Below are 26,994 nucleotides of genomic sequence, written 5' to 3'. Positions count from 1 at the left end.
ACCGCCTTCGCATACATGGAGTTTCGTGCACACGCTGAATCTGGGAATTCTGGCGCATGTCGACGCCGGTAAGACGAGCCTGACCGAGCGGCTGCTCCACACCGCCGGTGTCATCGACGAGATCGGCAGCGTCGACGACGGGAACACCCAGACCGATTCCCTGGCCCTGGAGCGCCAACGCGGCATCACGATCAAATCTGCGGTCGTCTCGTTCGCCATCGACGACATCACCATCAATCTGATCGACACACCCGGGCACCCGGATTTCATCGCCGAGGTGGAACGGGTGCTGAATGTGCTCGACGGCGCCGTACTGGTCGTCTCCGCGGTGGAGGGCGTCCAGGCGCAGACTCGTGTTCTGATGCGGACGCTGCGCCGCCTGCGCATTCCGACGCTCATTTTCGTCAACAAGGTCGATCGCGGGGGCGCGCGGGAGGAATCCGTCCTGCGTGGCATCTCCGAGAAGCTGACCCCGGCCGTCGTCGCCATGGGATCGGTCGACGGGGCGGGTGGCAGGGCCGCCCGCTGCACGCCGTACACCGCCGCCGACGCGGACTTCACGGACCGGCTGACCGAGCTGCTCGCCGATCACGACGACGCGTTGCTGGCCGCGTATGTCGAGAGCGCGGCGGCCCTTCCGTACGGCAGGCTGCGCGAGGCGCTGTCGGCGCAGACCGGGCGGGCGCTGGTGCATCCGGTGTTCTTCGGCTCGGCGATCACCGGGGCCGGAGTGGACGCCCTGATCAGCGGGATCAAGGAACTGCTGCCGGTGAGCGAGGGCGATGCGGACGGGCCGGTCTCGGGCACCGTCTTCAAGGTGGAGCGGGGGCCGGGCGGAGAGAAGATCGCGTACGTCCGGATGTTCTCGGGCACGGTACGCATCCGCGACCGGCTGCCCTTCGGCCGACGCGAAGCACAGCACGGCGACGGGAAGGGCGAAGGAAACGGGAAGGGCAGGGGAAAGCGGGGCGAAGGGAAGCGGGACGACGGGCGCGGCGAGGGGAAAGTGACCGGGATCAGTGTGTTCGACCGCGGTGCGGCCGTGTCGGAGCTCTCGGTCGGCGCGGGCCGGATCGCGAAGCTCCGGGGCCTCGGTGACATCCGGATCGGCGATACGGTCGGCGAGCCGGGGACGAGCGCGCCGGACCGCTGGTTCGCCCCGCCGACACTGGAATCGGTCGTGGTCCCCCGTCCTCCGGCGAGCAGGGGCGAGCTGCATTTCGCGCTGGCGCAACTCGCCGAGCAGGACCCATTGATCAATCTGCGTCAGGACGACATCCGGAAAGAGGTGTCCGTCTCGCTCTACGGCGAGGTGCAGAAGGAAGTCATCCAGGCGACGCTGGCCGATGAATTCGGAATCGACGTCACCTTCCGCGAGACCACGACCATCTGCCTGGAGCGGCCGAACGGCAGCGGTTCGGCGTACGAGGTCGGCGACCAGGATCCCAATCCCTTTCTGGCGACCATCGGCCTTCGCGTCGATCCCGCCCCGATCGGAAGCGGTATCGAATATCGGCTGGAGGTGGAACTGGGATCGATGCCGTTCTCCCTGATGCGGGCGGTGGAGGAGACCGTCGGCGAGACCCTGCGCCAGGGAATCCACGGCTGGCAGGTCACCGATTGCGTCGTCACCATGACGCATTCCGGCTACTGGCCCCGGCAGAGCCATTCCCACGCCGTCTTCGACAAGAGCATGTCGAGCACCGCCGGGGACTTCCGCAATCTGACCCCGCTGGTCCTCATGAGCGCGCTGGAGCAGGCCGGCACCACGGTGTACGAGCCGATGCACCGCTTCCGCCTGGAATTCCCCGCGGACCTGCTCGGCCCGCTCCTGCCCGTGCTCGCACACCTGCGGGCCGTCCCCGGAACACCGGCCGTGCGGGGTGCCGCGTGTGTGCTGGAGGGAGAGATCCCGGCGGCCCGGATCCATGAGCTGCAACAGCAGCTTCCGGCCCTGACGCGTGGCGAAGGGGTCCTGGAGTCCGACTTCGACTGCTACCGGGCCGTCGTCGGTACGGTCCCGGACCGGCCGCGCACCGACCGCAATCCGCTCAACCGCAAGGAGTACCTGCTGCAGACGGTGCGCAGGATCGCCGGGCAAGGGAACTCCCGGTAACAGGCCCGCCCCTGGGGGCATCCCCGGCCCGGCCCGGAAGCGGTTGCGGAACGGTGAGCCGGACGGGTCACCTGTACCCGCTGATGGTGTGAGGGCGCGACGCGTGACGGACGGATTTCCTTCGCGCCTCCTGGCTTTAATTTCATCTTATGGTCCCATAAATCCGCGCACTCGATGAACGAAAAGTGACCGATCATCACTTTCCGTGTGTGGTGCATGCTCTGCGGTCTTCCGCTCCAGCCGCCTCGGTGGCTCAGGTACATCTTCGTGGCCTGGACACACTGACTACGGGGCGGCAGCCGCAATCCCTCACGACAGAGAGAGGTCACCTTCCATGGCTGTGGCTGCCATCCCGTCCGTTCCTCGTCCAGACGGCCGTACGCCCAATCGGCGCAGACGCATCTGGCTCAGGGCAACCTTCGCCGTGTTGTCCGGCGCGACCGTGCTGAGCGCCAATACGCTGTGGGCTTCCGCCGCCTATGGGGTGGAAGCCCCGGTGGCACTGGGGACCGACACCAGCTACGCGGTGCTGGCAGGTTCGACCGTGACCAACACCGGCCCCAGCGTCATCAATGGCGATCTGGGGCTCAGTCCGGGTTCTTCGGTGACGGGATTCCCGCCCGGCATCGTCAACGGCGTTCAGAACGTGGGCAACGCAGCAGCCCTGCAGGCGCAGTCCGATCTGGTCACTGCCTACAACGACGCGGCCGGTCGGGCGCCGACCGCCAGTGTGGCGGGCGATCTCGTGGGGCTGACGCTGACACCCGGTGTCTACAACTCCACCGGGTCGCTGGGGAACACCGGGACCGTCACCCTCGATGCGCAGGGAGACCCCAGCGCCGTCTTCATCTTCCAGATCGCCTCCACGCTGATCACCGGGTCGGCAAGCAACGTCAACCTCATCAACGGGGCTCAGGCGTGCAATGTGTTCTGGCAGGTTGGCAGTTCCGCCACCATCGGAACCAACTCCTTCTTCAAGGGCAACATCCTGGCCCTGACGTCCATCTCGGCGCAGACCGGCACGGCGATCGAGGGCCGGGCTCTGGCGCGCAACGGTGCGGTCACCCTGGACACCAACACCATCACCAGGGCGGCCTGCACCGTCGGACCCCCCGGGCCCACAGGCCCGACCGGCCCGAGCGGTCCGACGGGTGCCACCGGACCGAACGGTGCCACGGGTGCGACGGGTCCGAGTGGTCCGACGGGTGCCACCGGACCGAACGGTGCCACGGGTGCGACGGGTCCGAACGGTGCGACGGGTGCCACCGGACCGAACGGTGCCACGGGTGCGACGGGTCCGAACGGTGCGACGGGTGCGACGGGTCCGAACGGTGCCACGGGTGCGACGGGCCCGAACGGTGCCACGGGCGCCACCGGTCCTGCTGGGCCGACGGGACCCGCGGGCCCGACGGGACCCGCGGGCCCGACGGGATCGGGTGGTCACCACGGCGGTGGCCACCACGGTGGTGGTGACCATGGTGGTGGTGAGCACGGCGGTGGTGAGCACGGCGGTGGTGAGCACGGTGGTGGTGAGCACGGTGGTGGTGACCATGGTGGTGGTGAGCACGGTGGTGGTGAGCACGGAGGTGCCCAGCCGGGCGCCGAACACCACGGTGGCAAGGGTCGCGAACATCTGGCCGACACGGGAGCGGAGTCGGAACTCGCCGTCATGGCCGGTTCAGCGCTTCTGCTCACCCTGGGGGGCTCGGCGGTGGTCGTCATGAAGAGGCGGCGTCCGCGCCCCACCATCTAGACAGGCAGTTCAGCTGTGTGCATCGACCGAATCGGTCAGCGACCGCCTCTGGGCGCGTGGTTGGCCGATTCAGTCGTTCTCGGCGAACTGCTGTCACCGCACGAGTGGCGTACGTCGACGGGCCGGCTGCGGCGTGAACCGTAGTTTTCCTCGATGTCCGCGATCAGTTCAGCCATGGCCTGGACGATGTCTGCCTTGGCGGCGGAGGGGCGGCCCGGCCCGGCCACGGCAGCACCGTCAGCGCCGGCCAGCACGTCCCTCACCCGTACCCGCACCTGCCCGGACCTGCGCGGCTCCCGTTCCGCCCCGTTGTAGGGCACCCTGGGCTGCCGCCCACCACCACCCGCAGGGGGTCAGTACACCGTTGTCCAGAGTTGAGATCGCACATGAACAGAACCATCTCGACATGCTTCACGCCCGTGTGGAGGCGCTGCGCGCGTTCGCCGGGCAGCAGCTGACCGGTGTGCTGCGGGAGACCGGCGGGACCCGGCAGGGGCGGCTGGAGCGGGAGGCCGCCGCCGCCCGGTACGCCGGGCAGGTCGCGCGGTACGACGCGGCCGAGAACGGGCTCTGCTTCGGGCGGCTCGACCTGCGCGACGGGGAACGTCACTACATCGGCCGGATCGGGCTGCCCGCGGAGTCCGCCGACGAGGATCCGCTGCTGCTCGACTGGCGGGCCCCGGCGGCCCGCGCCTTCTACGTCGCCACGCCCGCGGCCCCGCACGGGGTGCGCAGGCGCCGCCACCTCACCACTCGTGGCCGACGGGTCGTCCGGCTCGACGACGAGGTGCTCGACCTGGACGGAGTGCCGGACAGCGAACTGACCGGCGAGGCGGCTCTGCTGGCCTCCCTCGACGCCGGGCGCACCGGCCGCATGCACGACATCGTCGCCACCCTCCAGGCCGAGCAGGACGCGATCATCCGTTCCGACCACCGCGGGGTCCTCGTCGTCCAGGGCGGGCCCGGCACCGGCAAGACCGCGGTCGCCCTGCACCGGGCCGCGTACCTGCTCTACACCCACCAGCAGCTCGCCTCCCGCGGTGTGCTGGTCGTCGGTCCCAACCCCACCTTCATCGGCTACATCGGACAGGTCCTGCCCGGCCTCGGTGAGAACAGCGTGCTGCTGTCCACCGTCGGAGAGCTGTACCCGGGGGTCCGGGCCGACCGCTCCGAGGAGCCGGAGACCGCCGAGCTCAAGGGCCGCGCGGAGATGGCGGCCGTGATCGCGGCGGCGGTACGGGACCGGCAGGTGCCGGCGGGCACGACGCTCGAAGTCGAGTTCGACGGCGATGTCGTCCGGCTCGGTCACGAGGAGTGCCTGCGCGCCGCCGACACCGCCCGCGCGACCCGGTTGCCGCACAACCTCGCCGCGCCCGTCTTCCGGCGCGAGGTGGTGACCGAGCTCGCCCGGCGCTCCGTGGCGGCCACCCGTGCGCTCGCCGACCGGCTGGAGGCGGACGTCGCCGAGGTGCTCGCGGAAGCCGGTCTCGACCGTGCCGTGCGCGCCGACCTGGACGCCCTGCCGGGGCTCCTCGACGACGACTCGGCCGCCGCCCGGGAACGCACCGAGGCCCAGGACATCGCGGACGCGAGGCGCCTGCTCGCCACCGACGCCGACGTGCGGGCCGCGCTCGACGCCCTGTGGCCGCCGCTCACCCCGCAGCAGCTCCTCACCGAGCTGTACGGACAGCCGGCGCGCCTCGCTTCGGCCACGACCGGACTCACCGACGAGGAGCGGGGGCTGCTCTTCCGCGCGCCGGACGACGGCGGCTGGAGCGCCGCCGACGTACCCCTCCTCGACGAGGCCGCCGAACTGCTCGGCCGGGACAACCGGGCGGCCGAAGCGGCCGCCGCGCAGGAGCGCGCCGAGGGCCTCGCGTACGCACAGGGCGTCCTGGACCTCGCCGCGGCCGACGGGGAGGACGAGGAGGACGGTGGCCCGGCCGGGCTGGTCGACGCGCAGACCCTCGCCGAGCGCCACGAGGAACGCACCACCCGTACCGTCGCCGAGCGGGCCCTCGCCGACCGGAGCTGGGTCTTCGGGCACATCATCGTCGACGAGGCGCAGGAACTCTCCCAGATGGCCTGGCGGCTGCTGATGCGGCGCTGCCCGACCCGCTCCATGACCCTGGTCGGCGACGTCGCCCAGACCGGTGACGAGGCCGGGGCGTCCTCGTGGGCGTCCGTGCTCGCCCCGCACGTCGGCGACCGGTGGCGGCAGGCATCGCTCACCGTCAACTACCGCACCCCCGCCGAGATCATGGCGTCCACCACCGATGTGCTCGCCGCGCTCGGCCCCGGTCTCGAACCGCCGCGCTCGGTGCGGGAGACGGGCGTCGCCCCCTGGCGGCTGCGCACCGACGACACCGTCCGCACCCTCGCCGACCTGGCCGCGAAGGAGGCGGCGGCGCTGGACGAGGGCAGACTGGCCGTGATCGTCCCCGACGCGCGGCGCGACGAACTGGGGTCCGCGGTGGCGCAGTCGGTTCCGGGAGCGGCGTACGGGGAGGAGCCCGACCTGGAGAACCGGGTCGTGGTCCTCGGCGTGCGGCAGGCGAAGGGACTGGAGTTCGACGTGGTGCTGCTGGCCGACCCCGCGGCCGTGCTCGATCGTTCGGTACGGGGCCTGAACGACCTGTACGTGGCACTCACACGGGCGACACGACGACTGGGCATCATCCACGAGGGACCGGCCCCCGAGGTGCTGGCGGAGGCGGTGACGGAACTGTGCTGAGGCGGGGGACGGGGGTGCGGGGGACGAGGAACGGCGGGCCGGTGCAGCCGGTCCGGCACCGGCCGGTGTGCTCCCGCCCCCCCCCGCCCCCGGCCCGGCGGCCACCCTGCCGCCCGCATCCGTCAGTTCAGCAACGCCCGTGCCGCCCGTGCTCGCTGCCGGATCGCTTCCGCCGTCTCGGGTTCGACCCCCTCGACCACATCCGCGTACTCCTCCATCTCCGCGGCCCCGCGCGCGAACTGCCCGCTCTGAACGAGCAGCTGGGCCCGCTCGTAGCGCAGCCGGGCCGGATGCGAGGGAAGCAGCAGGGAGAGGTCCACCGCCCACAGCGCGACATCCGTCCGCTCCGGACGGGCCGCCGCCCAGGCCCTGATGTTGTTCAGGATCCGCAGCACGATCTCCAGCGGCCGCGCGGGCACCATCATCGACTCGTCGAGCGGTTCCCCGGTCGCCCCCGCCACCAGCAACTCCGCGTCCTGCCCGGTCATCGGCCGTCCGCCGTCGAAGGGGTCGGCCAGCACCCGCTCGGCCGGATCGCCGAACCCGACGACGAAATGACCGGGCAGCGCCACGCCGTACACCGGCGCGCCCGCCCGCCGCGCCACCTCGATCCACACCACGGACAGCAGGATCGGCAGCCCGCGCCGCTGCCGCAGCACCTCGTGGAGCAGTGACGAACCGAGCCGGTGGTAGTCCGCCGACGAGCCCGCGAAGCCGCACCGCTCGCCGAGCAGTTCCGCCAGGGCCGAGGCCCACTCGCGGCCGCCCCGCATCCCGTACGGGAGCCGGCCCGCCAGTTCGTCCAGCTCGATCTGCGCCGCGTCGATCCCCCGCGCGTCCAGCGCGGGATCGGCCACCGCGGCCAGCAGCAGGCAGAGCAACGCGAGGTCCGGCCGTTCGGCGCGCGCCTCCTCGGCGAACCGGCTGCGCGGATCCTCCCTCTCGGGGTTCATGGGATGCCTGCCTCCGTCACGCCGGCCGGAAGTGGTGATACCGATGATGGACCGCGAACCCCATGCCCTCGTAGAGCGCCCGCGCCCCCTCGTTGTCCGTCTCCACCTGCAGCCACGCCGCCGACGCGCCCTCGTCCAGGGCCTTGCGGGCGAGCGCCGTCATCACGGCGGTGGCGAGCCCTCGGCGCCGCTGCGCGGGATCGACCTCGACGGCCATGAATCCCGCCCATCGCCCGTCCACCACGCACCGTCCGATCGCTGCGGGCGCCGCGTCCCGGGTGTCACCGGGCACGGAGGCGAACCACACCGAAGGGCCGCCGCGCAGCACCTCCAGGACGTGCGGTCCCGGTGTCTCGAAGCGCTGATAGCGGGAGAGCCACGCCTCGTCGAGATCCCGGCTCAGGCGTACCCCCGACACATCGGCGTCCAGATCACCGATCGGTGCCGGCGCGGCGATCCGTACCTCCGCCGTCACCTCGCGCCGCCACCCGCGCTCCTCCAGCTCCGCGCAGAGCCGCTCCTGGGTGCCCTCGGCGCCGGTCGCGGTCTGGATGTACGCGGGCAGACCGCGCTCCTCGTACCACCGTCGCACGCGCCCGAGTGCCTCGTCGAGCGGTATGCCCGGATCGCCGAGCGGCAGGACGGAGTTGGCGCGCCGGGTGAACCCCTTCGCGGCGCGCAGCCGCCAGTCGCCCAGCGGCTCGCTCTCCACCGGCGGCCAGGCGCGGGCACAGACCCGCGCGAGTTCGTCGAAGGAGGCCGCGGGGCCGCGCCGCCGGGCCGGCGCCGCGGGTACGACCTTGCCCGCCACCAGCGTCGATTCCGTGATACGGACGGAGTCACCGCTCTTCGTTGTGATCGACAGCACACCACTGTCCCATGATGTGAGAACACCGACCGTGTCGGTGAACTTCATGCCCTGCGGGCCGCGCTCGGTCACGCGCCGGACTGATACACGTTTGCCCACGTCAGCCGCTGTAATTCGGACTTCGAGTTGTCCGCCGACGGTGAATTCCACAGCTCTCTCAGCCCCTCCTGTTCGGTTCGTGCCCGGGAACGGAGATACTAGGGGCGGGCATCGACGACGCCGCGCTCCCGCGCGAGAGCCAACGCCCTACCGAGGAGGAACGACAGCGTGACCTACGTCATCGCGCAGCCTTGTGTCGACGTGAAGGACAAGGCCTGCATCGAAGAGTGCCCCGTCGACTGCATCTACGAGGGCCAGCGGTCCTTGTACATCCACCCGGACGAATGCGTCGACTGTGGAGCCTGTGAGCCGGTGTGCCCGGTCGAGGCGATCTTCTACGAGGACGACACCCCGGAGGAGTGGAAGGACTACTACAAGGCGAACGTCGAGTTCTTCGACGACCTCGGGTCGCCCGGTGGTGCCTCCAAGCTGGGCCTGATCGAACGCGACCACGCGTTCATCGCCGCGCTGCCGCCGCAGAACCAGTAGTCAGCGGCAGGCACGTGCGTCGCCCCGGTCCCGTACGGCTCGTCACCGTGCGGGGCCGAGGCGTTTCCACGGCCGAGCGGCCCGAGCAACCCCCCGTACGAGAAAGCAGAGATCCGTGTCCGCAGTCTCCTCCCGTCTCCCGGTCTTCCCCTGGGACAAGCTCGCGCCCTACAAGTCGACGGCCGCCGCCCACCCGGACGGCATCGTGGACCTCTCCGTCGGCACGCCCGTCGACCCGGTGCCCGAGCTGATCCGGCGGGCGCTCGTCGCCGCGGCGGACAGCCCCGGCTATCCGACGGTGTGGGGGACCGCCGAACTGCGTGACGCGATCACGGGCTGGGTGGAGCGGCGGCTCGGCGCGGTCTCCGTGGCGCACGAGAACGTCCTGCCGGTCGTCGGCTCCAAGGAGCTGGTGGCCTGGCTGCCGACCCAGCTCGGTCTCGGCGCGGGCGACAAGGTGGCGTATCCGCGGCTGGCCTACCCGACGTACGAGGTGGGTGCCCGGCTCTGCGGCGCCGAGCCCGTGGTCTACGACGACCCGACCGAGCTCGACCCGGCCGGCCTGAAGCTGCTCTGGCTCAACTCGCCGTCCAACCCGACCGGCCGCGTCCTGGCCAAGGACGAGCTGACCCGGATCGTCGCCTGGGCGCGCGAGCACGACGTGCTGGTCTTCAGCGACGAGTGCTACCTGGAACTGGGCTGGGAGGCCGAACCCGTCTCCGTACTGCACCCCGACGTCTGCGGCGGCACGTACGAGGGCATCGTCGCCGTCCACTCGCTCTCCAAGCGGTCCAACCTGGCCGGGTACCGTGCGGCCTTCGTCGCGGGCGACGCGGCCGTGCTCGGCGAGCTGCTGCTGATCCGCAAGCACGGCGGAATGATGACGCCGGCCCCGGTCCAGGCGGCGACGGTCGTGGCGCTCGGCGACGACGAGCACGTCGCCGAGCAGCGGACCCGGTACGCGGAGCGGCGAGCGGCCCTGCGCACGGCGCTGGAGGCCCACGGCTTCCGCGTCGAGCACAGCGAGGCGAGCCTCTACCTGTGGGCGACCCGGGACGAGCCGTGCTGGGAGACCGTGGCGTACCTCGCGGAACTCGGCATTCTGGTGGCGCCCGGCGACTTCTACGGGCCGGCCGGTGACCGCTTCGTGCGCGTGGCGTTCACCGCGACGGACGAGCGGGTGGCCGCCGTGGTCAAGCGACTGGCCTGACACTCCGGCGATCACCCGCGCGGGGCCCGGGGAGTGCGCACTCCCCGGGCCCCGCGCGTATGCCGTGCCGACGGATCGGGTCAGCCGACCGGCAGGCCGTTCGTGGGCAGACCGCCCCGGGTCGCGGCACCGGTGGCGCCGCCGAGGACCTCGCCCGCGCTGCCCGCCGCACCCCCGGCGGCGTTCTGGACGGCGGGGGCCGCCTGGGAGCCGGCCTTGCCGACGGTCTTGCCCGCGGCCGGGAGGGTCGTACCGACGATCTTGCCGCCGGTCTCGCCCGCCGCCTTGGTGCCCTGCTTGGACGCGCCGTCGACCGTCTTGCCGAGGCCGGTGCCGTCGACGGTGGTCGGACCGCCGAGCTCCGGGGTCTGCGGGAGCGCCGCGGCACCTGCGGATCCGGCCGCACCGACCACGGGGGCCGCACCCGCGGCGATCAGCAGCGCGGCACGGGCGATCCGGCGGGTCAGGGGGAGGGACATGATGCTCCTTCGACGGGATGAGGAATCGGTCAGTCCGTTGACCGGACGCAATGACAACCGTCGAAAGGGTGGGGGAGGTTGCGGTGGGACGAGGCAAAGAGTCGGCAATGCGTCACATAATCCGCAACGGATGAATCCGGGCAGACGCCGCATTCCCGAACGGCCCGATGAACCGTTGCTTCCCTTTGTCCTCAAGAGAATTCGGGGGTGGGGGAGAGGTGGTGAGGGTGCCGGGCGACGGGCTGTCCCGGAGTGGCCGGAAGACGCCTGAGGGGGATCGTCCCTACTGGTGTGCGAGTCGTATGCGGACCTCGGTGGTGCCCGATTCCGTACGGTCCGTCCGCCAGCCCGACCCGGCCTCCCACACCCGGCCCGCGTACGCGACCTCGTCCAGGCGGAGCGCCTCGGACTGTGCGACCGCCCAGTGCGCGAGCTCCCAGCCGCGCCGCTCCGGGGCCTCGGTCCCCGAGGCGCGGGACGCCCGCACCGGCACCGAGACCGTGCTCGTCGCCGCCGTACCGGCCGCGCCCTTGCCGTCCTTCGTCGACGGCGCCTTCGCGGGCAGCACGTCCTTGCCGAAGGCGCGTACCAGCTCCGCCCGCACCTTTGCCGCATCGGCCGTCGCGGCCGTGGCCCGCGGCGGCGCGCAGTTCAGCGCGGCGGGGGTGCGGCCGGTCAGCGCCGCCGCCAGCAAGGCCGCGTCCGGTTCGTGCTTCGCGTACGCCTGCGGGTAGCCGCTGCGCTGGACCCGCTGCGCGGCGACGGTCAGCGGCAGCCGCGAATAGCCGGGGACCTCGGCCAGATGCCGGTAGAACTCCCCCGAGGAGTAGACCGGGTCGAGGATCTGCTTCCCGGTGCCCCAGCCCTGCGAGGGGCGCTGCTGGAACAGCCCCAGCGAATCCCGGTCGCCGTGCTCGATGTTGCGCAGCCCGGACTCCTGCAACGCGGTCGCCAGCGCGATCGTCACCGCGCGCTCCGGCATCCCGCGCGAGGTGCCGACCGCGGAGATCGTCGCGGCGTTCGAGGCCTGCTCCGGGCTCATCCGGTAGGTGCGGCCCTTGCCGGCCGAACCGTCGGCGGATTCCACGGTGCACCCTTCGAGGACCATGGTGCCGGATATGTACTGCACGGTCAGATAGCCGCCGAGGGCGGCGAGCACGACAAAAGCGGCCGCGATACGGGAGAGGCGGCTGCGGCTGGTGTGTCGGCGGGTGGGGGAGACGGTCCGGGGCACGGGGCCACCGTACTGGAGTGCTCCGCAGGGGCCGAGCGCCCCGTCCCTCCGGCCCGTTCCCGCCGGTCCGTTCCCCTTCCATTAGGGTCGGTTCATGCCCGAAAGCACGCTCGACCTCACCCTGGACGGCCCGGCGCTGACCGCCCGGCTCGTCGACTTCCCCTCGGTCAGCGGTCAGGAGAAGGAGCTCGCCGACGCGATCGAATCGGCGCTGAGCACCCTGCCGCATCTGACCGTCGACCGGCACGGCAACAACGTCGTGGCCCGGACGAACCTGGGCCGGGCCGAGCGGGTCGTGCTCGCCGGGCACATCGACACCGTGCCGATCGCCGACAACGTCCCGTCGCGGCTCGACGACGACGGCGTGCTGTGGGGCTGCGGCACCTCCGACATGAAGTCGGGCGTCGCCGTCCAGCTGCGGATCGCCGCGACCGTGCCCGAGCCCAACCGCGACCTCACCTTCGTCTTCTACGACAACGAAGAGGTCGCCGCGCACCTCAACGGGCTCGGCCACATCGCCGACGCCCACCCCGACTGGCTGGCGGGCGACTTCGCGGTCCTTCTGGAGGGCTCCGACGCCGAGGTCGAGGGCGGCTGCCAGGGCACCCTGCGGGTCTTCCTGCGCACGGAGGGGGAGCGGGCCCACTCCGCGCGCGGCTGGATGGGCTCCAACGCCATCCACGCCGCCGCTCCGGTCCTGGCCCGGCTCGCCGCGTACGAACCGCGCCGCCCAGTCATCGACGGGCTGGAGTACCACGAGGGCCTGAACGCGGTCCGGATCGAGGGCGGCGTCGCCAACAACGTCATCCCCGATGCCTGCACCGTCGTCGTGAACTACCGGTACGCCCCCGACCGCACCGCCGAGGAGGCGCTGGCCCACGTCCACGAGGTCTTCGCGGACTGCGGCGTCGTCGAATTCACCGTCGACGACCACTCGGGAGCGGCCATGCCCGGCCTCTCCCACCCGGCGGCCAAGGCGTTCATGGCGGCGGTCGGCGGTACCGCCCGGCCCAAGTTCGGCTGGACCGACGTCTCCCGTTTCGGCTCTCTCGGCGTCCCGGCGGTGAACTACGGCCCCGGCGACCCGCTCTTCGCGCACAAGCGCGACGAGCACGTGGTGGTCGAGCGGATCACCCACTGCGAGGAGCGGCTCCGCTCCTGGCTCACCGGCTGACCCACGGCATTCTCCTGTCCGTAACCTCCGTGGATCTACCCTGACCTGACACGGATGGTCATCGCCGGTGGCCATCGATCGTCGTCGGAGGGAGCGGATCATGGGCAACCCCGAGGGAGCGCACGTCCCCGAGGAGCAGCGGCTCGGACCGGTACTGCGCCGCAGGGAACAGGTACAGCCCGGCACCACCGATCAGCGGCTGCTGGACACCGAGGGCGACTCCGAGTGGGTGCACACCGACCCATGGCGGGTGATGCGCATCCAGTCGGAGTTCGTCGAGGGATTCGGCGCCCTCGCCGAGCTGCCGAGCGCCATCAGCGTCTTCGGCTCGGCCCGCAGCAAGGCCGGCGGGCCGGACTACGAGGCGGGTGTACGCATCGGCAAGGCCCTGGTGGAAGCCGGCTTCGCGGTGATCACCGGGGGCGGACCCGGGGCGATGGAGGCGGCGAACAAGGGGGCGCGGGAGGCGAAGGGCGTCTCGGTCGGCCTCGGCATCGAGCTGCCCTTCGAGTCGGGTCTCAATCCGCACGTCGACATCGGGGTCAACTTCCGGTACTTCTTCGTCCGCAAGACGATGTTCGTGAAGTACGCCCAGGGCTTCGTCGTCCTGCCCGGCGGCCTCGGCACGCTGGACGAACTCTTCGAGGCCCTCACCCTCGTCCAGACGGGCAAGGTCACCCGCTTCCCGATCGTGCTGTTCGGCACGGCGTACTGGAGCGGGCTGGTGGACTGGCTGCGGGACACGGTGGTGGCGCAGGGCAAGGCGTCCGAGCACGATCTGCTGCTGTTCCACGTCACGGACGACGTGGACGAGGCGGTCGACCTCGTGACGAAGGAGGTCGGCCGATAGTCCGGGCCTCCGCGGCGATCGAGGAGCGGGGGCCGGGCGGCCGCCCGGTCACGGGCAGGGGGCGGGCGCCCCTCTCCGGGCGGCCGCCCGCCCCTGTTCCGCCGCCCCGTGTCCCGGCTACGGGACAGCCCTTACGCGAGCCCTCGCCGGGCGACCGCCGGTTCCCGGTGCCCGGCGATGGAGGCCACCATGTCCAGCACCTGCCGCGTCTCCGCCACCTCGTGCACCCGGTACACCTGTGCCCCCAGCCATGCGGAGACGGCCGTCGTCGCCAGTGTGCCGATCACCCGTTCCTTCACCGGCCGGTCGAGCGTCTCGCCGACGAAGTCCTTGTTGGACAGCGAGACGAGGACCGGCCACCCGGTCTCGGTCATCTCGCCGAGCCGGCGCGTCGCCTCCAGCGAGTGCCGGGTGTTCTTCCCGAAGTCATGACCGGGGTCGATCATGATGCCGTCCGGCCGCACGCCCAGCTCGACCGCCCGCTCGGCCAGTCCCACCGTCACCCGCAGGATGTCCGCCATCACGTCGTCGTAGGCGATCCGGTGCGGCCGGGTCCGCGGCTCGGCGCCGCCCGCGTGCGTGCACACCAGGCCGGCGCCGTACCGCGCGGCGACCTCCGCGAGCTTCGGGTCGACGCCTCCCCACGCGTCGTTCAGCACATCCGCCCCGGCCTCGCAGACCGCCTCGCCGACGTCGTGGCGCCAGGTGTCGACACTGATCACCACGTCCGGGTGGCGGCGCCGCACCTCGGCGACGAACCCCACCGTGCGACGGGCCTCCTCCTCGGCGGTCACCTCTTCGCCGGGGCCCGCCTTCACGCCCCCGATGTCGACGATCGCCGCACCGTCGGCGACGGCCTGCTCGACCCGGGCGAGCGCCGGCTCGTCCCGGAACGTCGCGCCCTGGTCGTAGAAGGAGTCCGGGGTACGGTTCACGATCGCCATGATCACCGGCTCGTGCGCACCGAATTCACGTCGGCCCAGCCTGAGCGCACCGCTTCGCATCCCGTGTTTCTCCTCTGGTAGATCGCCCCATGGGTCGCCTGCGACCCTAACGGCAGGCCTCGGACGCCGCTCCTTCTCCCACTGCCGATCGTGGGAGAGTCCGTAACGGTCCCGCCCACGACAAGGGCGGGCTCCCGGCGCCCGCGACCCCGCTCGCGGCGTTCTCGTCGGCCGACGGCGCCCCGCGTCGATTCCTTCCTCCGCCTCGCTGTCCAAGGCGCGCGACATCGCTCGCGATCCACTTCCTGTCCCGGGGGAGGCCGTGGCTGTCAGTACCGCATGGCACGATCGGACCCGGACAGGTTTCCGCTCCCGGGGAGATGCGCGTGTTCTGGTTCTTGCTGCTGGCGATGGTGGTGGTCGTGGCCGCGGTCACCCTCGCGGTGGTCGGCGGGGGGAAGAGCGCCGTCCTGCAGGACGTGGCGCCCGAACAACTGACCGACCCATTGCCCGCGACGCGTCCGGTGGGCCGCGCGGACGTCGAGGCGCTGCGGTTGCCGGTGGCCGTGCGCGGCTACCGTATGACGGATGTCGACGAGGCACTCGACCGGCTCGGGGCGGAGCTCGCCGAGCGGGACGCGCGCATCGCGGAGCTGGAGTCGGCGCTGGCCGGGGCGCAGGCGACCGCGGTAGCCGGCCCGGATCTGCTCAAACGGCCGGAGGGTCGGCCGCAGCCGGCGTGGGAGCCACCGGAGGACCGTGAGCGAGCACCGTGGGAAGCCCCCGGCCGGCACCCTCGGCAGGACCCGGGGCAGGACGTCGGACGGCCCGACGAGCACGGAGAGGAGCCCCAGCGATGAGCGGCGGCCCGGAAGCGGCCCCGGACGGCGGCCTGCGCTGCCCGTGGGGGCTCTCCACCGAGGACTACCTCACGTATCACGACACCGAATGGGGCCGCCCCGTCCACGGTGACGACGCCCTGTTCGAACGGCTCTGTCTGGAGGCGTTCCAGTCCGGTCTCTCCTGGCTGACGATCCTGCGTCGCCGAGAGGGCTTCCGCTCCGCCTTCGCCGGGTTCAAGATCGCCGCGGTGGCGGAGTTCACCGACGCCGACAAGGAGAGGCTCCTCGCCGACGCCGGGATCATCCGCAACCGGGCGAAGATCGAGGCGACCCTCGCCAACGCCAAGGTGCTGGCCGACTGGCACGCCGGTGAGCTGGACGAGCTGATCTGGTCCCACGCCCCCGACCCGGCCGCCCGCCCGGCCCCGCGCACCGTCGAAGACGTGCCCGCGGTCACCCCGGAGTCCACGGCGCTGGCCAAGGACCTCAAGAAGCGCGGCCTGCGCTTCGTCGGACCCACGACGGCCTACGCCCTGATGCAGGCCTGCGGCCTGGTCGACGACCACCTGGCCGACTGCGTGGTGCGCGGAGCCGGGGCGTAGGACTCGTCCGGGGCCGGACCGGCCCCCGTGGCTACCGGCCGAGGTACTTCGGCTTCTCCTTGCTCAGGAACGCCCGTACCGCGATCGCGTGGTCCTCGGAAGCGCCCGCCCTCGTCTGGAGCTCGTCCTCCTTCTCCAGCACCTCGCTCAGCGTGTGAGTGGTGCCGTGGGCCAGGGACTCCTTGAGCGAGGCGTACGCGACCGTGGGACCGGACGCCAGGGCGCGGGCCACGGCCGTCGCCTCGGCGGCCAGCTCGGCGGCGGGCACCAGCTTGTTCACGATGCCCAGCTCGTGGGCTTCCTGCGCGGAGATCGAGCGCGGGAAGAACAACAGGTCCGCGGCGCGGCTCTGTCCGATCAGCCGGGGCAGCGTCCAGGAGACGCCCGAGTCGGCGGTGAGGGCCACCCCGGCGAAGGACGTGTTGAACGAGGCGGTGTCGGCGACCACCCGGTAGTCGCAGGCGAGCGCGAACCCGAAACCGGCCCCGGCCGCGACACCGTTCACCCCGGCGACCACCGGCTTGGGCATCCCGGTGATGGCCCGCACGATCGGGTTGTAGTGCTCCTGCACGGTGCTCAGCGCATTGCCGCCGCCGGACTCGCGGACTTCGTCGAGCTTGCCGATGTGCTCCTTCAGGTCCTGCCCGACACAGAAGGCTCGCCCCGTCGCGGTGAGCAGAACGGCCCGTACGTCGGGGTCGGCGGACGCGGACCGCAGTGCGTCACGGAGCGCCACCTTGGCCGCGGTGTTCATGGCGTTCATCGCGTCGGGACGGTTGATCGTGATCGTCGCGAGCCCCTCGCTCACCTCGTAGAGCACGCTGTCCGCCATCCGGTCGGCCATTTCGCTGTCCCCTCTGCGCCTCGGGCAATGCCTGTCCACGCAAGCATGGCCGACTCGGGCGCGAGCGAACATGTGACCTGCGTCTAACAATTGCGCCCCGATGGCGGGGTGAAGGGGACGGAGTATCGCAGCTGGATCGCCGAATTGGGTGGTTTTGAGAAAGCGCGTTGCGTAAGCGATGCAGACTGATGTTGGTCATCGGGGTCTGTGATGCGGGATAATGGCCTGGAAGCAATGTGTTCGATGCCGGTGACACAGCGCCTGTCATGGGGCCGCCGGTTGCGATGAGCTGGTTTCAGGAAGGGGAACGAGCATGGCGGCCATGAAGCCGCGGACGGGCGACGGCCCGCTCGAGGTGACAAAGGAGGGGCGGGGCATTGTCATGCGCGTTCCGCTCGAAGGCGGCGGTCGGCTTGTCGTGGAGCTGACCCCGGACGAGGCCGATGCACTCGGCGACGCCCTCAAGAAGGTCGTCGGCTGAGCAGAGGAGCCCACACTTCATCACTGCCCTGGCACGGTGTCCGTGCCGGGGCAGTGATGCGTTCACGCCCGACCTGGCAGGGCCCGTCCGGCGGTCGGAACATCGCGGCGCAAGCCGGCCGGTCCGGCGACGGAGGACGCGCCCGGACGCCCCGGGCGCGGGACGGGGGCCATGCCCCGCTCGGCTCCGCCACCCTCAGCCCCGCCGCACCGCGCACAGCAGCCCGTCCCCCACCGGCAGCAGTGTCGCCATCAGCTCCTGGCTCTCCCGCACTGCGCGCAGCAGCTCCCGCAGCCGCAGCACCTCCGCCGGCTGTGCCGCGGAATCGACCGTACGGCCGTCGGCGAACATGCCCTCGAAACAGACCAGGCCGCCCGGACGAAGCAGGCGCAACGATTCAGCGAGACAGTCGAGGCTCTCCAGCCGGTCGCCGTCGCAGAACACCAGGTCGTACCCGCCGTCCGCGAGCCGTGGCAGTACGTCCAGGGCGCGGCCGGGAATGAAGCGGGCCCGGTTGGTGGCGAACCCCGCGGCCCGGAACGCCTCACGGGCGAACTGCTGGCGCTCGGGCTCCGGGTCGACCGTGGTCAGCACCCCGTCGGGCCGCATGCCGTGCAGCAGATAGAGTCCGGACACGCCCGTCCCGGTGCCGATTTCGGCCACCGCTTTGGCGTCCGTCGTGGCAGCGAGCAAGCGCAGCGCGGCGCCGGTACCTGGCGACACCGAGCGAAGCCCTGCCTCCCGGGCCCGGTCCCTGGCCCAGCGCAATGCTTCGTCCTCGGCGACAAAGGCGTCGGCGAACGCCCAGCTCGTCTGCCGGTTGGCGGTAATGACCCTCTCCTGTCCCCGTAGTTGGCGCAACGGTGACTGTATCCGCTGCACCCGGGAACCCGCTGATGGGACCAGGCGTTGTCCAAGAGCAGGGGAAAGCGCATGGAATCCGCCCGCGGATCGGGTCCGGGAGCCATGGGCCGGCGGTACCCGGGGCGACCCCCGGCCCCAGCAGGAAAAAGGCTTATCCGGAGCTAACGGGCGAGGTGGCTATGGTAGGGGCTCCACTGGACACCACCAGAGCCGATAGGGGAGGTGCGGCTGCGCCTGTGGATCGGGGAGGAGTGCTGCGGCGCTTCCTCAGGTCGGCGGGTGAGCCGAAATCCGTGACCAACATTGCTGACCGTTCTTCCAACGACTCCGCAACGACCGCGACGTTCGCCTCGGATGCGGATTCCCAGGCGTGGACGCCACCCTCATGGGAAGAGATCGTCAGCACGCACAGCGGCCGTGTCTACCGTCTTGCCTACAGGCTGACGGGCAACCAGCACGACGCGGAGGATCTCACCCAGGAGGTCTTCGTCCGCGTGTTCAGGTCGCTGTCGACCTATACGCCGGGCACCTTCGAGGGCTGGCTGCACCGCATCACGACCAATCTGTTCCTGGACATGGTCCGCCGTAAGCAGCGGATCCGCTTCGACTCCCTCGGCGACGACGCCGCCGAGCGGCTGCCGAGCCGTGAGCCGTCCCCGCAGCAGGTCTTCAACGACACCCACTTCGACGCGGACGTCCAGCAGGCGCTGGACACCCTCGCGCCCGAATTCCGTGCCGCCGTCGTGCTCTGTGACATCGAGGGCCTCTCGTACGAGGAGATCGCCGCGACGCTGGGCGTGAAGCTCGGTACGGTGCGCAGCCGCATCCACCGCGGTCGCTCGCACCTGCGCAAGGCGCTGCGGCACCGTTCGCCCGAGGCCCGTGCCGAGCAGCGCTCGCTGGCGGGCGCGATCCTGGCAGGGGAGGGCGGAACGGCGTGAGTGGCACAAGTCCGACCCCTGCGGAGCAGCACCTGGGGGACCGACTCGCCGCGCTTGTCGACGGCGAACTGAAACATGACGCCCGCGAGCGCGTGCTCGCGCATCTCGCGACCTGCGCCAAGTGCAAGGCCGAGGCTGCCGCCCAGCGGCGCCTGAAGAGCGTCTTCGCTCAGTCCGCCCCTCCTTCGCCGTCCGAGGGGTTCCTCGCCCGGCTGCAGGGCCTTCCCGGGGGACCGGGGGGTGACGACGACCGCCAGGGAAGACCATTCGGCTCCGGGCGCTTCGCCGACGGGCTCTTCCCCGTGATCCAGCCGTCCGGCAGCCGCACGGAGTCGCCGGGCGATTCGCCTCTGGGCGGTTTCGGCTTCCTCCCGGACCCGCACGGATCGACCGCCGTACTGCCGGGCGGTTCCTCCCGTCCGGGCTTCCGTATCCATGAGGTGGGCCGCGAGGGGGACCGTTCGCCGTGGCGCGGCCGGAGATTCGCCTTCGCAGCCGCCGGCGCCGTGTCGCTGGCGGCCATCGCGCTGGGCGGAGCCCTGCAGACGGGCGCCGGTTCCAGCCCCTCGGTGCGGGCCGCGGGCACCGGAAACACGGTGACCCCGCTCGACACGGCTTCCCGCGGTGAGAACACCGGCTCCGCGAGCCGTCGCGGCGGTGGCGGCCAGGGCGCGCTCGCCGCGACGGAGGCGGGCGACCGCTCGATCGCCGCCGGACCGCCGCCCGTGCCGGAGGCCACACCGGCCGCGCCCTCCGCCGGCCCCGTGCTGCTCACCTCCGGAAACCTCACGGAGAGCACCTTCGCGGTTCCCGTCCTGACCAATATGTCCGCGCCACCGCTGATACGTCCGACCGGCACCTCCCCGCTCTTCGCCCGAGTGCTCGGAAGACTCGCGCCGCCGACCCCGTCGCCCCCGTCGCCCTCCGCGCAGCCGTCCTGGACGCCTCCGTCGGCCTCCGCCCTCCCCACCCCCGCCGATCGCGGACTACCGCTTTCCTCCCGGCGCTGACCAGGGTCTGCGCAGACCTTCGCAAACCTGGTTGAATTCCGGGAGGAATTCCGGGAGGCACGCCCCTTCCGGGGTGTGCAGAGGCCAGTCGCGGCAGTTGCGGGGAGAGCATGGAAGACGGGAAGTCCACCGGGCCGAAGGCGAAGTGGTGGAGCCGGCCCGCGCCGGGACGCACCGCCCGCACAGCGCCGGACGAGCCGTCCCCCGTCGAGGACGCGTTGCCCACGGCCGATACGACGGCCGATGTGACGGACCCGGCGGGCGGGACACGGGAGCCCGCGCCCGACGTGCCGCTCCAGCCGCCGGCGGCCGAACCGGCGTCGCGGCCCCCGGCCCCCGAGCCGGTGGTGCAGCCTCCGGCGGTGGAGCCCGTGGCATCCGTACCGGCCGCGCGGCCCGCGCCCCTGCACGAGCCCGATGAGTACAGCACCCCGCCGTACGGCGGACCCGGCCCCTGGGCGCCCGCACCGCCCGTGCAGCGACCGGTCCCGACCCCGGCGCACGGCACCCCCGTACCCTCGCAGTACGCGGCGACGAACGGGGCGGGCGTCCCCGACGCCGGCACCACGGCCCCGGGGTTCACACCCCCGCCCCAGCACTCACCGCCGCAGTCCCCCCGGTCCCAGCACCCGCAGGGTGCGCAGCCCGTGCTTCAGCCCCAGCAGCCCCAGTCGACGCAGTGGGTCCAGTACGACCCCTGGGGTGCGCCCCGGCGGCCGCTGACCGATCCGGGTCCGCCGCTCGGGGCCGACAACGGCCGGAAGAAGGGCCGCCGCGGTTCCGTCCTCATCGGTGCGGTGCTGCTCGCGCTGGTGGCCGGCGGCATCGGCGGAGGCATCGGCTCCTACATCGAGCGCAACGGCGGTCTCACCCGGGTCGAGCTTCCGCAGGCCGGCCGGAACAGCGGCGGCCGCGCCCCCGACAGCGTCGCGGGCATCGCCGCCAGCGCCCTGCCCAGCGTGGTGACCCTCCATGTCAGCGGCACGGCCGAGTCCGGCACCGGCACCGGATTCGTTCTCGACAACCGCGGCCACATCCTCACCAACAACCATGTCGTCGCCCCGGCCGGGTCCTCCGGCGAGATCACCGTGACGTTCAGCGGCGGTGAGACCGCACGCGCCGAGGTCGTCGGCAAGGACAGCGGCTACGACCTCGCCGTGGTCAAGGTCACCGGAGTCTCCGGCCTCAAGCCGCTGCCGCTGGGCAACTCCGACAATGTGCAGGTCGGTGACCCGGTGGTGGCGATCGGCGCGCCCTTCGACCTGTCCAACACGGTGACCTCCGGCATCATCAGCGCCAAGGACCGGCCGATCACCGCGGGCGGCGAGAAGGGCGACGGCAGCGACATCAGCTATGTCGACGCGCTGCAGACCGATGCCCCGATCAACCCGGGCAACTCCGGCGGCCCGCTCGTCGACACCGACGCCCAGGTCATAGGGATCAACAGCGCCATCCGCGCCGCCGACAACGGATCGAGCACCGAGGGCGGGCAGGCCGGGTCCATCGGTCTCGGCTTCGCCATTCCGATCAACCAGGGCAAGCGCGTCGCCGAGGAGCTGATCAACACCGGAAAGGCCACCCACCCGGTGATCGGCGTCACATTGGACATGAAGTACACCGGCGACGGTGCCAAGGTCGGCGTGAAGGGCGCTGCCGGCAAGTCCGCGGTGGCGGCCGACGGGCCCGGGGCCAGGGCCGGGATCAAGCCGGGGGACGTCATCACCGCGGTCGACGGCCGGCGGGTGCACAGTGGCGAGGAGCTGATCGTGAAGATCCGCGCCCACCGGCCCGGCGACCGTCTGGACCTCACCTTGACCCGTGGTGGTAAAGACCTGTCCATCTCTTTGACGCTCGGCTCCGCAACCGGCACGTGACGGCCACGGGACGCTACCGCGCGGGTAGTTTCGACCGGTACCGTGGGCCGGGTCCGGACCACAACCGACCTGGTCGCGGAGAACACGAGGAGCAACAGGGTGTTCAATGACATAGGCCCACTGGAGCTGGTGACGCTCGCGGTCCTGGGCGTGCTGATCTTCGGCCCGGACAAGCTGCCCAAGGTCATCCAGGACGCCTCGCGCTTCATCCGTAAGATCCGCGAGTTCTCCGAGAGCGCCAAGGAGGACATCCGTACGGAGCTCGGCCCGGAGTTCAAGGACTTCGAGTTCGAGGACCTCAACCCCAAGACGTTCGTCCGCAAGCAGCTCATGGACGGCGGCGACGACCTGGGGCTGAAGGAGATCCGCGAGACCTTCGACCTGCGCAAGGACCTGGCAGAGGTCACCGACGCGGTGAACGGCAGGGAAAGCGCTGCCGTGGAGTCCGCGGACTCCCGCGGCGGCGTGTCGAGCGGCTCGGCGAGCACCGCCGCCAACGGTTCCGCCGGGACTCCGGACCTGCTCAAGAAGCGTGAACAGCCCGCGAAGGACGACCGCCCGCCGTTCGACGCCGACGCCACCTGACCGCAGTCAATCCCGACTCGTCCGGACGGTATGGCTATTCTCCATCTGTCCGGTTGTGAGGACGCCCGTGGGGGGCGGGCCGCTCCGGACCTCAGTGATCGAGGAGGCGGCCGGGCAGATGGAGACGACCAGTCGGGTGGGCGCGGAAGGCGCGCCGGACACAGCCACCGCGGAGGGGAAGCCGGCGGCCCGGCGTACTGTCGACGGATTTCTGACTGCTCCGTTTCCCTGGTACGCACTGGACGAGGCATTCACCGGCCCGCGTCGGCCGATGCAGGTGGGCACCGCCGCGGACGGCACGGTGCAGCACGGCTCCATCGGGCACGGTGACGAGCCGTCGGTACGGGCCGACGGGGGTGCCGAGAAGCAACGATTCGCCGTCGTCGTGACGGTGGCCAGCAGCCCGGTGCGGCACAGCGGGGACGGTACGGGGGTGCTGGACGCGACCACGGTCTCCTCCGCGGCCTGGCTGGCCGGGTCCGGTCTGCTGGCCTGCACATGGCCCCCGCAGATGGATCACTCGCTGCGTGACGACTGGCTGGACCAGCAGACGGAGACGGCGTTCGAGCTCGCCGACGATCTGGACGGCCCCGCGTGGTCGGTGCTGTCGCTGCCGGTGGACGGCGTCCCCGTGCCGTTCCACTACCGAGAGTCCGAGTTCGGCTGGGTGCTGGCGGGGTCGGCGCGCGGCGGGGTGCACATCGGGGCGTACGGTCGGGGGATGAGCGCGTACGGGCTGGGTTTCTCGGTGGTCGGCGACATCGCGGCGTACGCGTAGGGCCGGGCGGTGGGGCGGCGACCGGTCCGGGTCAGCCGCCCCTCCCAGCCCTCTGCACGGCTCAGAACTTGTTGCGCGGGGTGATCCCCAGCGACATGCCGGACAGGCCGCGCTGACGGCCTCCCAGCTTGTCCGCGATGGTGCGGAGCGCCTTGCCGGCCGGGGAGTCGGGGTCGGACAGGACGACCGGCTTGCCCTCGTCGCCGCCCTCGCGCAGCCGTACGTCGATCGGGATGGAGCCGAGCACCGGCACCTCCGCGCCGGTCGTCCTCGTCAGTCCCTCGGCGACCTTCCGGCCACCGCCGGTGCCGAACACGTCGACCATCTCGTCGCAGTGCGGGCAGGGCAGGCCCGACATGTTCTCGACGACGCCGACGATCTTCTGGTGCGTCTGCACGGCGATCGAACCGGCCCGCTCGGCCACCTCGGCCGCCGCCTGCTGCGGGGTCGTGACGACCAGGATCTCGGCGTTCGGCACGAGCTGTGCCACCGAGATCGCGATGTCACCGGTGCCCGGCGGCAGGTCGAGCAGCAGGACGTCCAGGTCGCCCCAGTACACATCGGCGAGGAACTGCTGGAGTGCCCGGTGCAGCATCGGTCCGCGCCACACCACCGGGGCGTTGCCCGGGGTGAACATGCCGATGGAGATGACCTTCACGCCGTGCGCCGACGGCGGCATGATCATGTTCTCGACCTGGGTCGGCTTGCCGTCCGCACCGAGCATCCGGGGCACGCTGTGCCCGTAGATGTCCGCGTCCACGACACCGACCTTGAGGCCGTCGGCCGCCATCGCGGCCGCCAGGTTCACCGTGACCGACGACTTGCCGACGCCGCCCTTGCCGGACGCGACCGCGTAGACCCGGGTCAGCGAGCCGGGCTTGGCGAACGGCACCTCGCGCTCCGCCGTACCGCCGCGGAGCGAGGACGCGAGCTCCTTGCGCTGTTCGTCGCTCATCACGTCGAGCGTGACGTCGACGCGGGTGACGCCTTCGACCTTCGCCACCGCGTCGGTCACGTTCTTGGTGATCGTCTCGCGCATCGGACAGCCTGAGACCGTGAGATAGACCGTGACAGCGACCACACCGTCAGCACCGATCTCGACCGACTTCACCATGCCGAGTTCGGTGATCGGGCGGTGGATCTCCGGGTCGTTCACCGTCGCCAGTGCCTCAAGCACCGCGTCTTCCGTAGCCATACCTTGATAGTACGGGTGCGGGCGCCGCTCGTTGAAAGGGCGGTGCGGGCGGCGGGAGGGCGTGCGGCGCCCGCTGCTACGCGTGAGTAACCCCGTCAGTGGTCCTCGTCGCTCTCGGCCGGGAGCGGCGTGTGCCGGTCCCCCAGGTCCCTCATGAGGTCCTCCAGCTCGGAGCGGATCCAGTCGCGCGTGGCGACCTCGCCGAGGCCCATCCGCAGTGCCGCGATCTCGCGGGTGAGGTACTCGGTGTCCGCGATGGAGCGCTCGTTCTGCTTGCGGTCCTGCTCGTAGGTGACCCGGTCGCGGTCGGCCTGCCGGTTCTGCGCGAGCAGGATCAGCGGGGCCGCGTACGAGGCCTGGAGCGACAGGATCAGCGTCAGGAAGATGAACGGGTACGCGTCGAACCGCCACCCCGCGGGCGCGAAGGCGTTCCACACCACCCAGACGATGATGACCAGCGTCATCCAGGCGATGAAGCTCCACGTGCCAAGGAACCGGGCGATCCGTTCGGAGAGCCGGCCGAACGACTCGGGGTCGTACTCGGGCAGCAGCCGACGCCGCGGGGCCTTCGGCTGGTCCAGCCGGGAACGGGTCGGGCGCGTGATGCCCGAGGCCCCCGTCGGCACTCCCTTCGCACGGTCCTCACCGGCCACTGGCGATCTCCTCCTCACCGTGGAAGTCCGTCTCCCGCCAGTCCTCCGGCAGCAGGTGGTCGAGGACGTCGTCGACGGTCACCGCGCCGAGCAGCGATCCGCTCTCGTCCACGACCGGCACCGAGACCAGGTTGTACGCGGCCAGATAGCTGGTCACGGCCGGCAGCGGGGTGTCCGGCGCCAGGGGGACGAGATCACTGTCGACGATCGAGCTGACCAGCGCGTACGGCGGATCGCGCAGCAGCCGCTGGAAGTGCACGGTGCCCAGGTACTTGCCGGTCGGTGTCTCGTCCGGCGAGCGGCACACGTACACCTGGGCGGCGAGCGCCGGGGACAGGTCCGCCTGCCGGACCCGCGCGAGCGCGTCGGCGACGGTCGCGTCCGGGCGCAGAATGATCGGCTCGGTGGTCATCAGGCCGCCCGCGGTCCGTTCCTCGTACGACATGAGGCGCCGCACATCGGCCGCGTCGTCCGGCCGCATCAGGGCCAGCAGCCGCTCCTTGTCCTCCTCGGGCAGCTCGGACAGCAGGTCGGCCGCGTCGTCCGGGTCCATGGCCTCCAGGACATCGGCGGCGCGCTCCTCCTGGAGCTTGCCGATGATCTCCACCTGGTCGTCCCCGGGCAGTTCCTCCAGGACGTCGGCGAGCCGGTCGTCGTCGAGCGCGGCGGCGACCTCGGCCCGTCGCTTCGGCGACAGATGGTGCAACGCGTTGGCGACGTCCGTGGGGCGCAGCTGCTCGAACGTGGCGACCAGGGACTCGGTGCCCTGCCCGTGCTCCTCCAGCGAGAAACCGCTGACCGCCGACCACTCGACCGTCAGGGTCTCGCCCTTGCGGCGCAGCGCCCCGCCCTTGCCCTTGCGCACGAAGTACTTGTCGATCTCCCAGTCGCGGCGGGCCGGAAGCTGCTGGATGGCGACATCGAGGACGGTGACCTCCTCACCGGTCTCCACGAGACGGACGCGCCGGTCGAGGAACTCACCGAGCACCAGGCGTTCGGTGGGCCGCTGTTCGAAGCGCCGCATGTTGACCACGCCAGTGGTGATGACCTGGCCGGACTCGATCCCGGTCACCCGGATCATCGGGAGGAAGATCCGGCGGCGGCTGAGCACCTCGACGACCAGGCCGAGCAGCCGGGGCGGCCGGCCGCCGACCCGCAGCATCGCGACCAGATCGCGGACGCGGCCCACCTGATCGCCGTTGGGGTCGAAGACCGGCACGCCGGCGAGATGCGAGACGAAGACCCGGGGGGCGCCTGCCGCCATGGTGCGCCTCCTTCTTCCGTGTACGACTTCCCTGTCCGGTCTGTTTGACAGCTAATTAACCGTTATGACGGGATCAGGCTAGCCCGTACCGCTCCGGGCTGCCCCGGTGGACCCGTCCGTACGGCTCCCTGCCGGAAGGCATGAACGGCACGGGTACG

The 26,994-nt window shown here is 71.4% G+C and carries 25 protein-coding genes; 15 read left to right on the top strand and 10 right to left on the bottom strand.

Going from position 1 to position 26,994, the window contains the following annotated elements:
• Positions 1-25 precede the first annotated feature (25 nt).
• The 3 genes from ACIOHC_RS25050 (at position 26) to ACIOHC_RS25040 (ending at position 6,603) form a co-directional block, all read left to right on the top strand.
• Positions 26-2,116 carry a translation factor GTPase family protein gene (locus tag ACIOHC_RS25050; protein WP_351075597.1) on the top strand — a complete coding sequence of 697 codons (2,091 nt, stop codon included), beginning with the start codon at positions 26-28 and terminating at the stop codon, positions 2,114-2,116.
• 424 nt (positions 2,117-2,540) lie between these two features.
• Positions 2,541-3,869 carry an ice-binding family protein gene (locus ACIOHC_RS25045; protein WP_401844116.1) on the top strand — a complete coding sequence of 443 codons (1,329 nt, stop codon included), beginning with the start codon at positions 2,541-2,543 and terminating at the stop codon, positions 3,867-3,869.
• 406 nt (positions 3,870-4,275) lie between these two features.
• Complete coding sequence (locus tag ACIOHC_RS25040; protein WP_401844077.1) at positions 4,276-6,603, top strand: HelD family protein; 2,328 nt, start codon at positions 4,276-4,278, stop codon at positions 6,601-6,603.
• A 122-nt stretch (positions 6,604-6,725) separates the two neighbouring features.
• Here the strand turns inward: ACIOHC_RS25040 and ACIOHC_RS25035 are convergent, their stop codons facing one another.
• Entirely contained in the window at positions 6,726-7,556 is an 831-nt protein-coding gene (locus ACIOHC_RS25035; RefSeq protein ID WP_351075593.1) for a transglutaminase-like domain-containing protein, read from the bottom strand.
• Between the two features lie 16 nt (positions 7,557-7,572).
• Positions 7,573-8,574, bottom strand: a complete 1,002-nt coding sequence (locus tag ACIOHC_RS25030) for a GNAT family N-acetyltransferase (RefSeq protein ID WP_401844075.1) — start codon at positions 8,572-8,574, stop codon at positions 7,573-7,575.
• A gap of 117 nt (positions 8,575-8,691) precedes the next feature.
• Here ACIOHC_RS25030 and fdxA point away from each other — a divergent pair, with 117 nt between their 5' ends.
• Positions 8,692-9,012, top strand: a complete 321-nt coding sequence (gene fdxA, locus ACIOHC_RS25025) for a ferredoxin (RefSeq protein WP_018956287.1) — start codon at positions 8,692-8,694, stop codon at positions 9,010-9,012.
• Positions 9,013-9,127: 115 nt separating this feature from the next.
• Complete coding sequence (gene dapC / locus ACIOHC_RS25020) at positions 9,128-10,222, top strand: succinyldiaminopimelate transaminase (RefSeq protein WP_401844072.1); 1,095 nt, start codon at positions 9,128-9,130, stop codon at positions 10,220-10,222.
• 80 nt (positions 10,223-10,302) lie between these two features.
• Here dapC and ACIOHC_RS25015 read toward each other — a convergent pair whose 3' ends face one another.
• Both ACIOHC_RS25015 and ACIOHC_RS25010 read right to left on the bottom strand, forming a co-directional pair.
• On the bottom strand, positions 10,303-10,701 hold the full coding sequence (locus ACIOHC_RS25015) for an ATP-binding protein (protein ID WP_351075586.1): 399 nt from the start codon (positions 10,699-10,701) through the stop codon (positions 10,303-10,305).
• Between the two features lie 283 nt (positions 10,702-10,984).
• Positions 10,985-11,935: a hypothetical protein gene (locus ACIOHC_RS25010; protein WP_365691372.1), complete on the bottom strand. Its 951-nt coding sequence runs from the start codon at positions 11,933-11,935 to the stop codon at positions 10,985-10,987.
• 94 nt (positions 11,936-12,029) lie between these two features.
• Here ACIOHC_RS25010 and dapE point away from each other — a divergent pair, with 94 nt between their 5' ends.
• Both dapE and ACIOHC_RS25000 read left to right on the top strand, forming a co-directional pair.
• Entirely contained in the window at positions 12,030-13,109 is a 1,080-nt protein-coding gene (gene dapE / locus ACIOHC_RS25005) for a succinyl-diaminopimelate desuccinylase (protein WP_351075580.1), read from the top strand.
• Between the two features lie 100 nt (positions 13,110-13,209).
• On the top strand, positions 13,210-13,959 hold the full coding sequence (locus tag ACIOHC_RS25000) for a TIGR00730 family Rossman fold protein (RefSeq protein ID WP_351075578.1): 750 nt from the start codon (positions 13,210-13,212) through the stop codon (positions 13,957-13,959).
• 131 nt (positions 13,960-14,090) lie between these two features.
• On the opposite strand, the gene folP is transcribed toward ACIOHC_RS25000, so the two are convergent.
• On the bottom strand, positions 14,091-14,963 hold the full coding sequence (folP, locus tag ACIOHC_RS24995) for a dihydropteroate synthase (protein WP_351075575.1): 873 nt from the start codon (positions 14,961-14,963) through the stop codon (positions 14,091-14,093).
• A 326-nt stretch (positions 14,964-15,289) separates the two neighbouring features.
• Here folP and ACIOHC_RS24990 point away from each other — a divergent pair, with 326 nt between their 5' ends.
• Positions 15,290-15,763 carry a DivIVA domain-containing protein gene (locus ACIOHC_RS24990; RefSeq protein ID WP_351075572.1) on the top strand — a complete coding sequence of 158 codons (474 nt, stop codon included), beginning with the start codon at positions 15,290-15,292 and terminating at the stop codon, positions 15,761-15,763.
• The gene (locus ACIOHC_RS24985) at positions 15,760-16,347 is read left to right on the top strand and encodes a DNA-3-methyladenine glycosylase I (protein ID WP_351075570.1); all 588 of its coding nucleotides are present in this window, start codon (positions 15,760-15,762) and stop codon (positions 16,345-16,347) included. The genes ACIOHC_RS24990 and ACIOHC_RS24985 overlap by 4 nt, the downstream gene beginning before the upstream one ends.
• Before the next feature lie 31 nt (positions 16,348-16,378).
• Here ACIOHC_RS24985 and ACIOHC_RS24980 read toward each other — a convergent pair whose 3' ends face one another.
• Positions 16,379-17,191 carry an enoyl-CoA hydratase-related protein gene (locus ACIOHC_RS24980; protein ID WP_351075567.1) on the bottom strand — a complete coding sequence of 271 codons (813 nt, stop codon included), beginning with the start codon at positions 17,189-17,191 and terminating at the stop codon, positions 16,379-16,381.
• A 313-nt stretch (positions 17,192-17,504) separates the two neighbouring features.
• On the opposite strand from ACIOHC_RS24980, the gene ACIOHC_RS24975 reads away from it, so the two are divergent.
• Entirely contained in the window at positions 17,505-17,672 is a 168-nt protein-coding gene (locus ACIOHC_RS24975; protein ID WP_003966491.1) for a DUF3117 domain-containing protein, read from the top strand.
• 195 nt (positions 17,673-17,867) lie between these two features.
• Here the strand turns inward: ACIOHC_RS24975 and ACIOHC_RS24970 are convergent, their stop codons facing one another.
• Positions 17,868-18,533: an O-methyltransferase gene (locus ACIOHC_RS24970; protein WP_351075565.1), complete on the bottom strand. Its 666-nt coding sequence runs from the start codon at positions 18,531-18,533 to the stop codon at positions 17,868-17,870.
• A 182-nt stretch (positions 18,534-18,715) separates the two neighbouring features.
• Here ACIOHC_RS24970 and sigE point away from each other — a divergent pair, with 182 nt between their 5' ends.
• The 5 genes from sigE to ACIOHC_RS24945 all read left to right on the top strand — a co-directional run bounded on the left by sigE (position 18,716) and on the right by ACIOHC_RS24945 (position 23,724).
• Positions 18,716-19,477 (top strand): RNA polymerase sigma factor SigE, encoded by a 762-nt coding sequence (sigE, locus tag ACIOHC_RS24965; RefSeq protein WP_351075563.1) that lies wholly within the window; start codon positions 18,716-18,718, stop codon positions 19,475-19,477.
• Positions 19,474-20,487, top strand: coding sequence for a zf-HC2 domain-containing protein (locus ACIOHC_RS24960; protein WP_401844066.1), 1,014 nt, complete (start codon positions 19,474-19,476; stop codon positions 20,485-20,487). The genes sigE and ACIOHC_RS24960 overlap by 4 nt, the downstream gene beginning before the upstream one ends.
• Positions 20,488-20,597: 110 nt before the next feature.
• Positions 20,598-22,361 (top strand): trypsin-like peptidase domain-containing protein, encoded by a 1,764-nt coding sequence (locus ACIOHC_RS24955; protein WP_401844065.1) that lies wholly within the window; start codon positions 20,598-20,600, stop codon positions 22,359-22,361.
• Between the two features lie 99 nt (positions 22,362-22,460).
• Positions 22,461-22,946, top strand: a complete 486-nt coding sequence (locus ACIOHC_RS24950) for a sec-independent translocase (protein ID WP_351075555.1) — start codon at positions 22,461-22,463, stop codon at positions 22,944-22,946.
• 118 nt (positions 22,947-23,064) lie between these two features.
• The gene (locus ACIOHC_RS24945) at positions 23,065-23,724 is read left to right on the top strand and encodes a hypothetical protein (protein WP_401844063.1); all 660 of its coding nucleotides are present in this window, start codon (positions 23,065-23,067) and stop codon (positions 23,722-23,724) included.
• Between the two features lie 61 nt (positions 23,725-23,785).
• Here the strand turns inward: ACIOHC_RS24945 and ACIOHC_RS24940 are convergent, their stop codons facing one another.
• From ACIOHC_RS24940 to ACIOHC_RS24930, 3 genes are all read right to left on the bottom strand, one after another.
• On the bottom strand, positions 23,786-24,919 hold the full coding sequence (locus ACIOHC_RS24940) for an Mrp/NBP35 family ATP-binding protein (protein ID WP_351075550.1): 1,134 nt from the start codon (positions 24,917-24,919) through the stop codon (positions 23,786-23,788).
• A gap of 95 nt (positions 24,920-25,014) precedes the next feature.
• Complete coding sequence (locus ACIOHC_RS24935; protein WP_351075547.1) at positions 25,015-25,572, bottom strand: DUF1003 domain-containing protein; 558 nt, start codon at positions 25,570-25,572, stop codon at positions 25,015-25,017.
• Positions 25,562-26,836: a magnesium transporter MgtE N-terminal domain-containing protein gene (locus tag ACIOHC_RS24930; protein WP_351075545.1), complete on the bottom strand. Its 1,275-nt coding sequence runs from the start codon at positions 26,834-26,836 to the stop codon at positions 25,562-25,564. The genes ACIOHC_RS24935 and ACIOHC_RS24930 overlap by 11 nt, the downstream gene beginning before the upstream one ends.
• Positions 26,837-26,994: the final 158 nt, after the last annotated feature.

The organism is Streptomyces sp. NPDC088252 (assembly GCF_044740965.1).
GTDB lineage: Bacteria > Actinomycetota > Actinomycetes > Streptomycetales > Streptomycetaceae > Streptomyces.
Note: the sequence above shows the minus strand (reverse complement) of the source record. Positions and strands in the feature narration are given on the sequence as shown.

What these genes read in the sequence shown, in the direction of transcription:
- ACIOHC_RS24975 (WP_003966491.1), top strand. Translation starts at nt 17,505, where the DNA reads ATGGCGGCCATGAAGCCGCGGACGGGCGACGGCCCGCTCGAGGTGACA.
- ACIOHC_RS25035 (WP_351075593.1), bottom strand. Translation starts at nt 7,556, where the DNA reads ATGAACCCCGAGAGGGAGGATCCGCGCAGCCGGTTCGCCGAGGAGGCG.
- folP (WP_351075575.1), bottom strand. Translation starts at nt 14,963, where the DNA reads ATGCGAAGCGGTGCGCTCAGGCTGGGCCGACGTGAATTCGGTGCGCAC.
- ACIOHC_RS25040 (WP_401844077.1), top strand. Translation starts at nt 4,276, where the DNA reads ATGCTTCACGCCCGTGTGGAGGCGCTGCGCGCGTTCGCCGGGCAGCAG.
- sigE (WP_351075563.1), top strand. Translation starts at nt 18,716, where the DNA reads ATGGTAGGGGCTCCACTGGACACCACCAGAGCCGATAGGGGAGGTGCG.
- ACIOHC_RS25000 (WP_351075578.1), top strand. Translation starts at nt 13,210, where the DNA reads ATGGGCAACCCCGAGGGAGCGCACGTCCCCGAGGAGCAGCGGCTCGGA.
- ACIOHC_RS25015 (WP_351075586.1), bottom strand. Translation starts at nt 10,701, where the DNA reads ATGTCCCTCCCCCTGACCCGCCGGATCGCCCGTGCCGCGCTGCTGATC.
- ACIOHC_RS24945 (WP_401844063.1), top strand. Translation starts at nt 23,065, where the DNA reads ATGGAGACGACCAGTCGGGTGGGCGCGGAAGGCGCGCCGGACACAGCC.
- dapE (WP_351075580.1), top strand. Translation starts at nt 12,030, where the DNA reads ATGCCCGAAAGCACGCTCGACCTCACCCTGGACGGCCCGGCGCTGACC.
- ACIOHC_RS24930 (WP_351075545.1), bottom strand. Translation starts at nt 26,836, where the DNA reads ATGGCGGCAGGCGCCCCCCGGGTCTTCGTCTCGCATCTCGCCGGCGTG.
- ACIOHC_RS24980 (WP_351075567.1), bottom strand. Translation starts at nt 17,191, where the DNA reads ATGGCCGACCGGATGGCGGACAGCGTGCTCTACGAGGTGAGCGAGGGG.
- ACIOHC_RS24940 (WP_351075550.1), bottom strand. Translation starts at nt 24,919, where the DNA reads ATGGCTACGGAAGACGCGGTGCTTGAGGCACTGGCGACGGTGAACGAC.
- ACIOHC_RS24985 (WP_351075570.1), top strand. Translation starts at nt 15,760, where the DNA reads ATGAGCGGCGGCCCGGAAGCGGCCCCGGACGGCGGCCTGCGCTGCCCG.
- ACIOHC_RS24955 (WP_401844065.1), top strand. Translation starts at nt 20,598, where the DNA reads ATGGAAGACGGGAAGTCCACCGGGCCGAAGGCGAAGTGGTGGAGCCGG.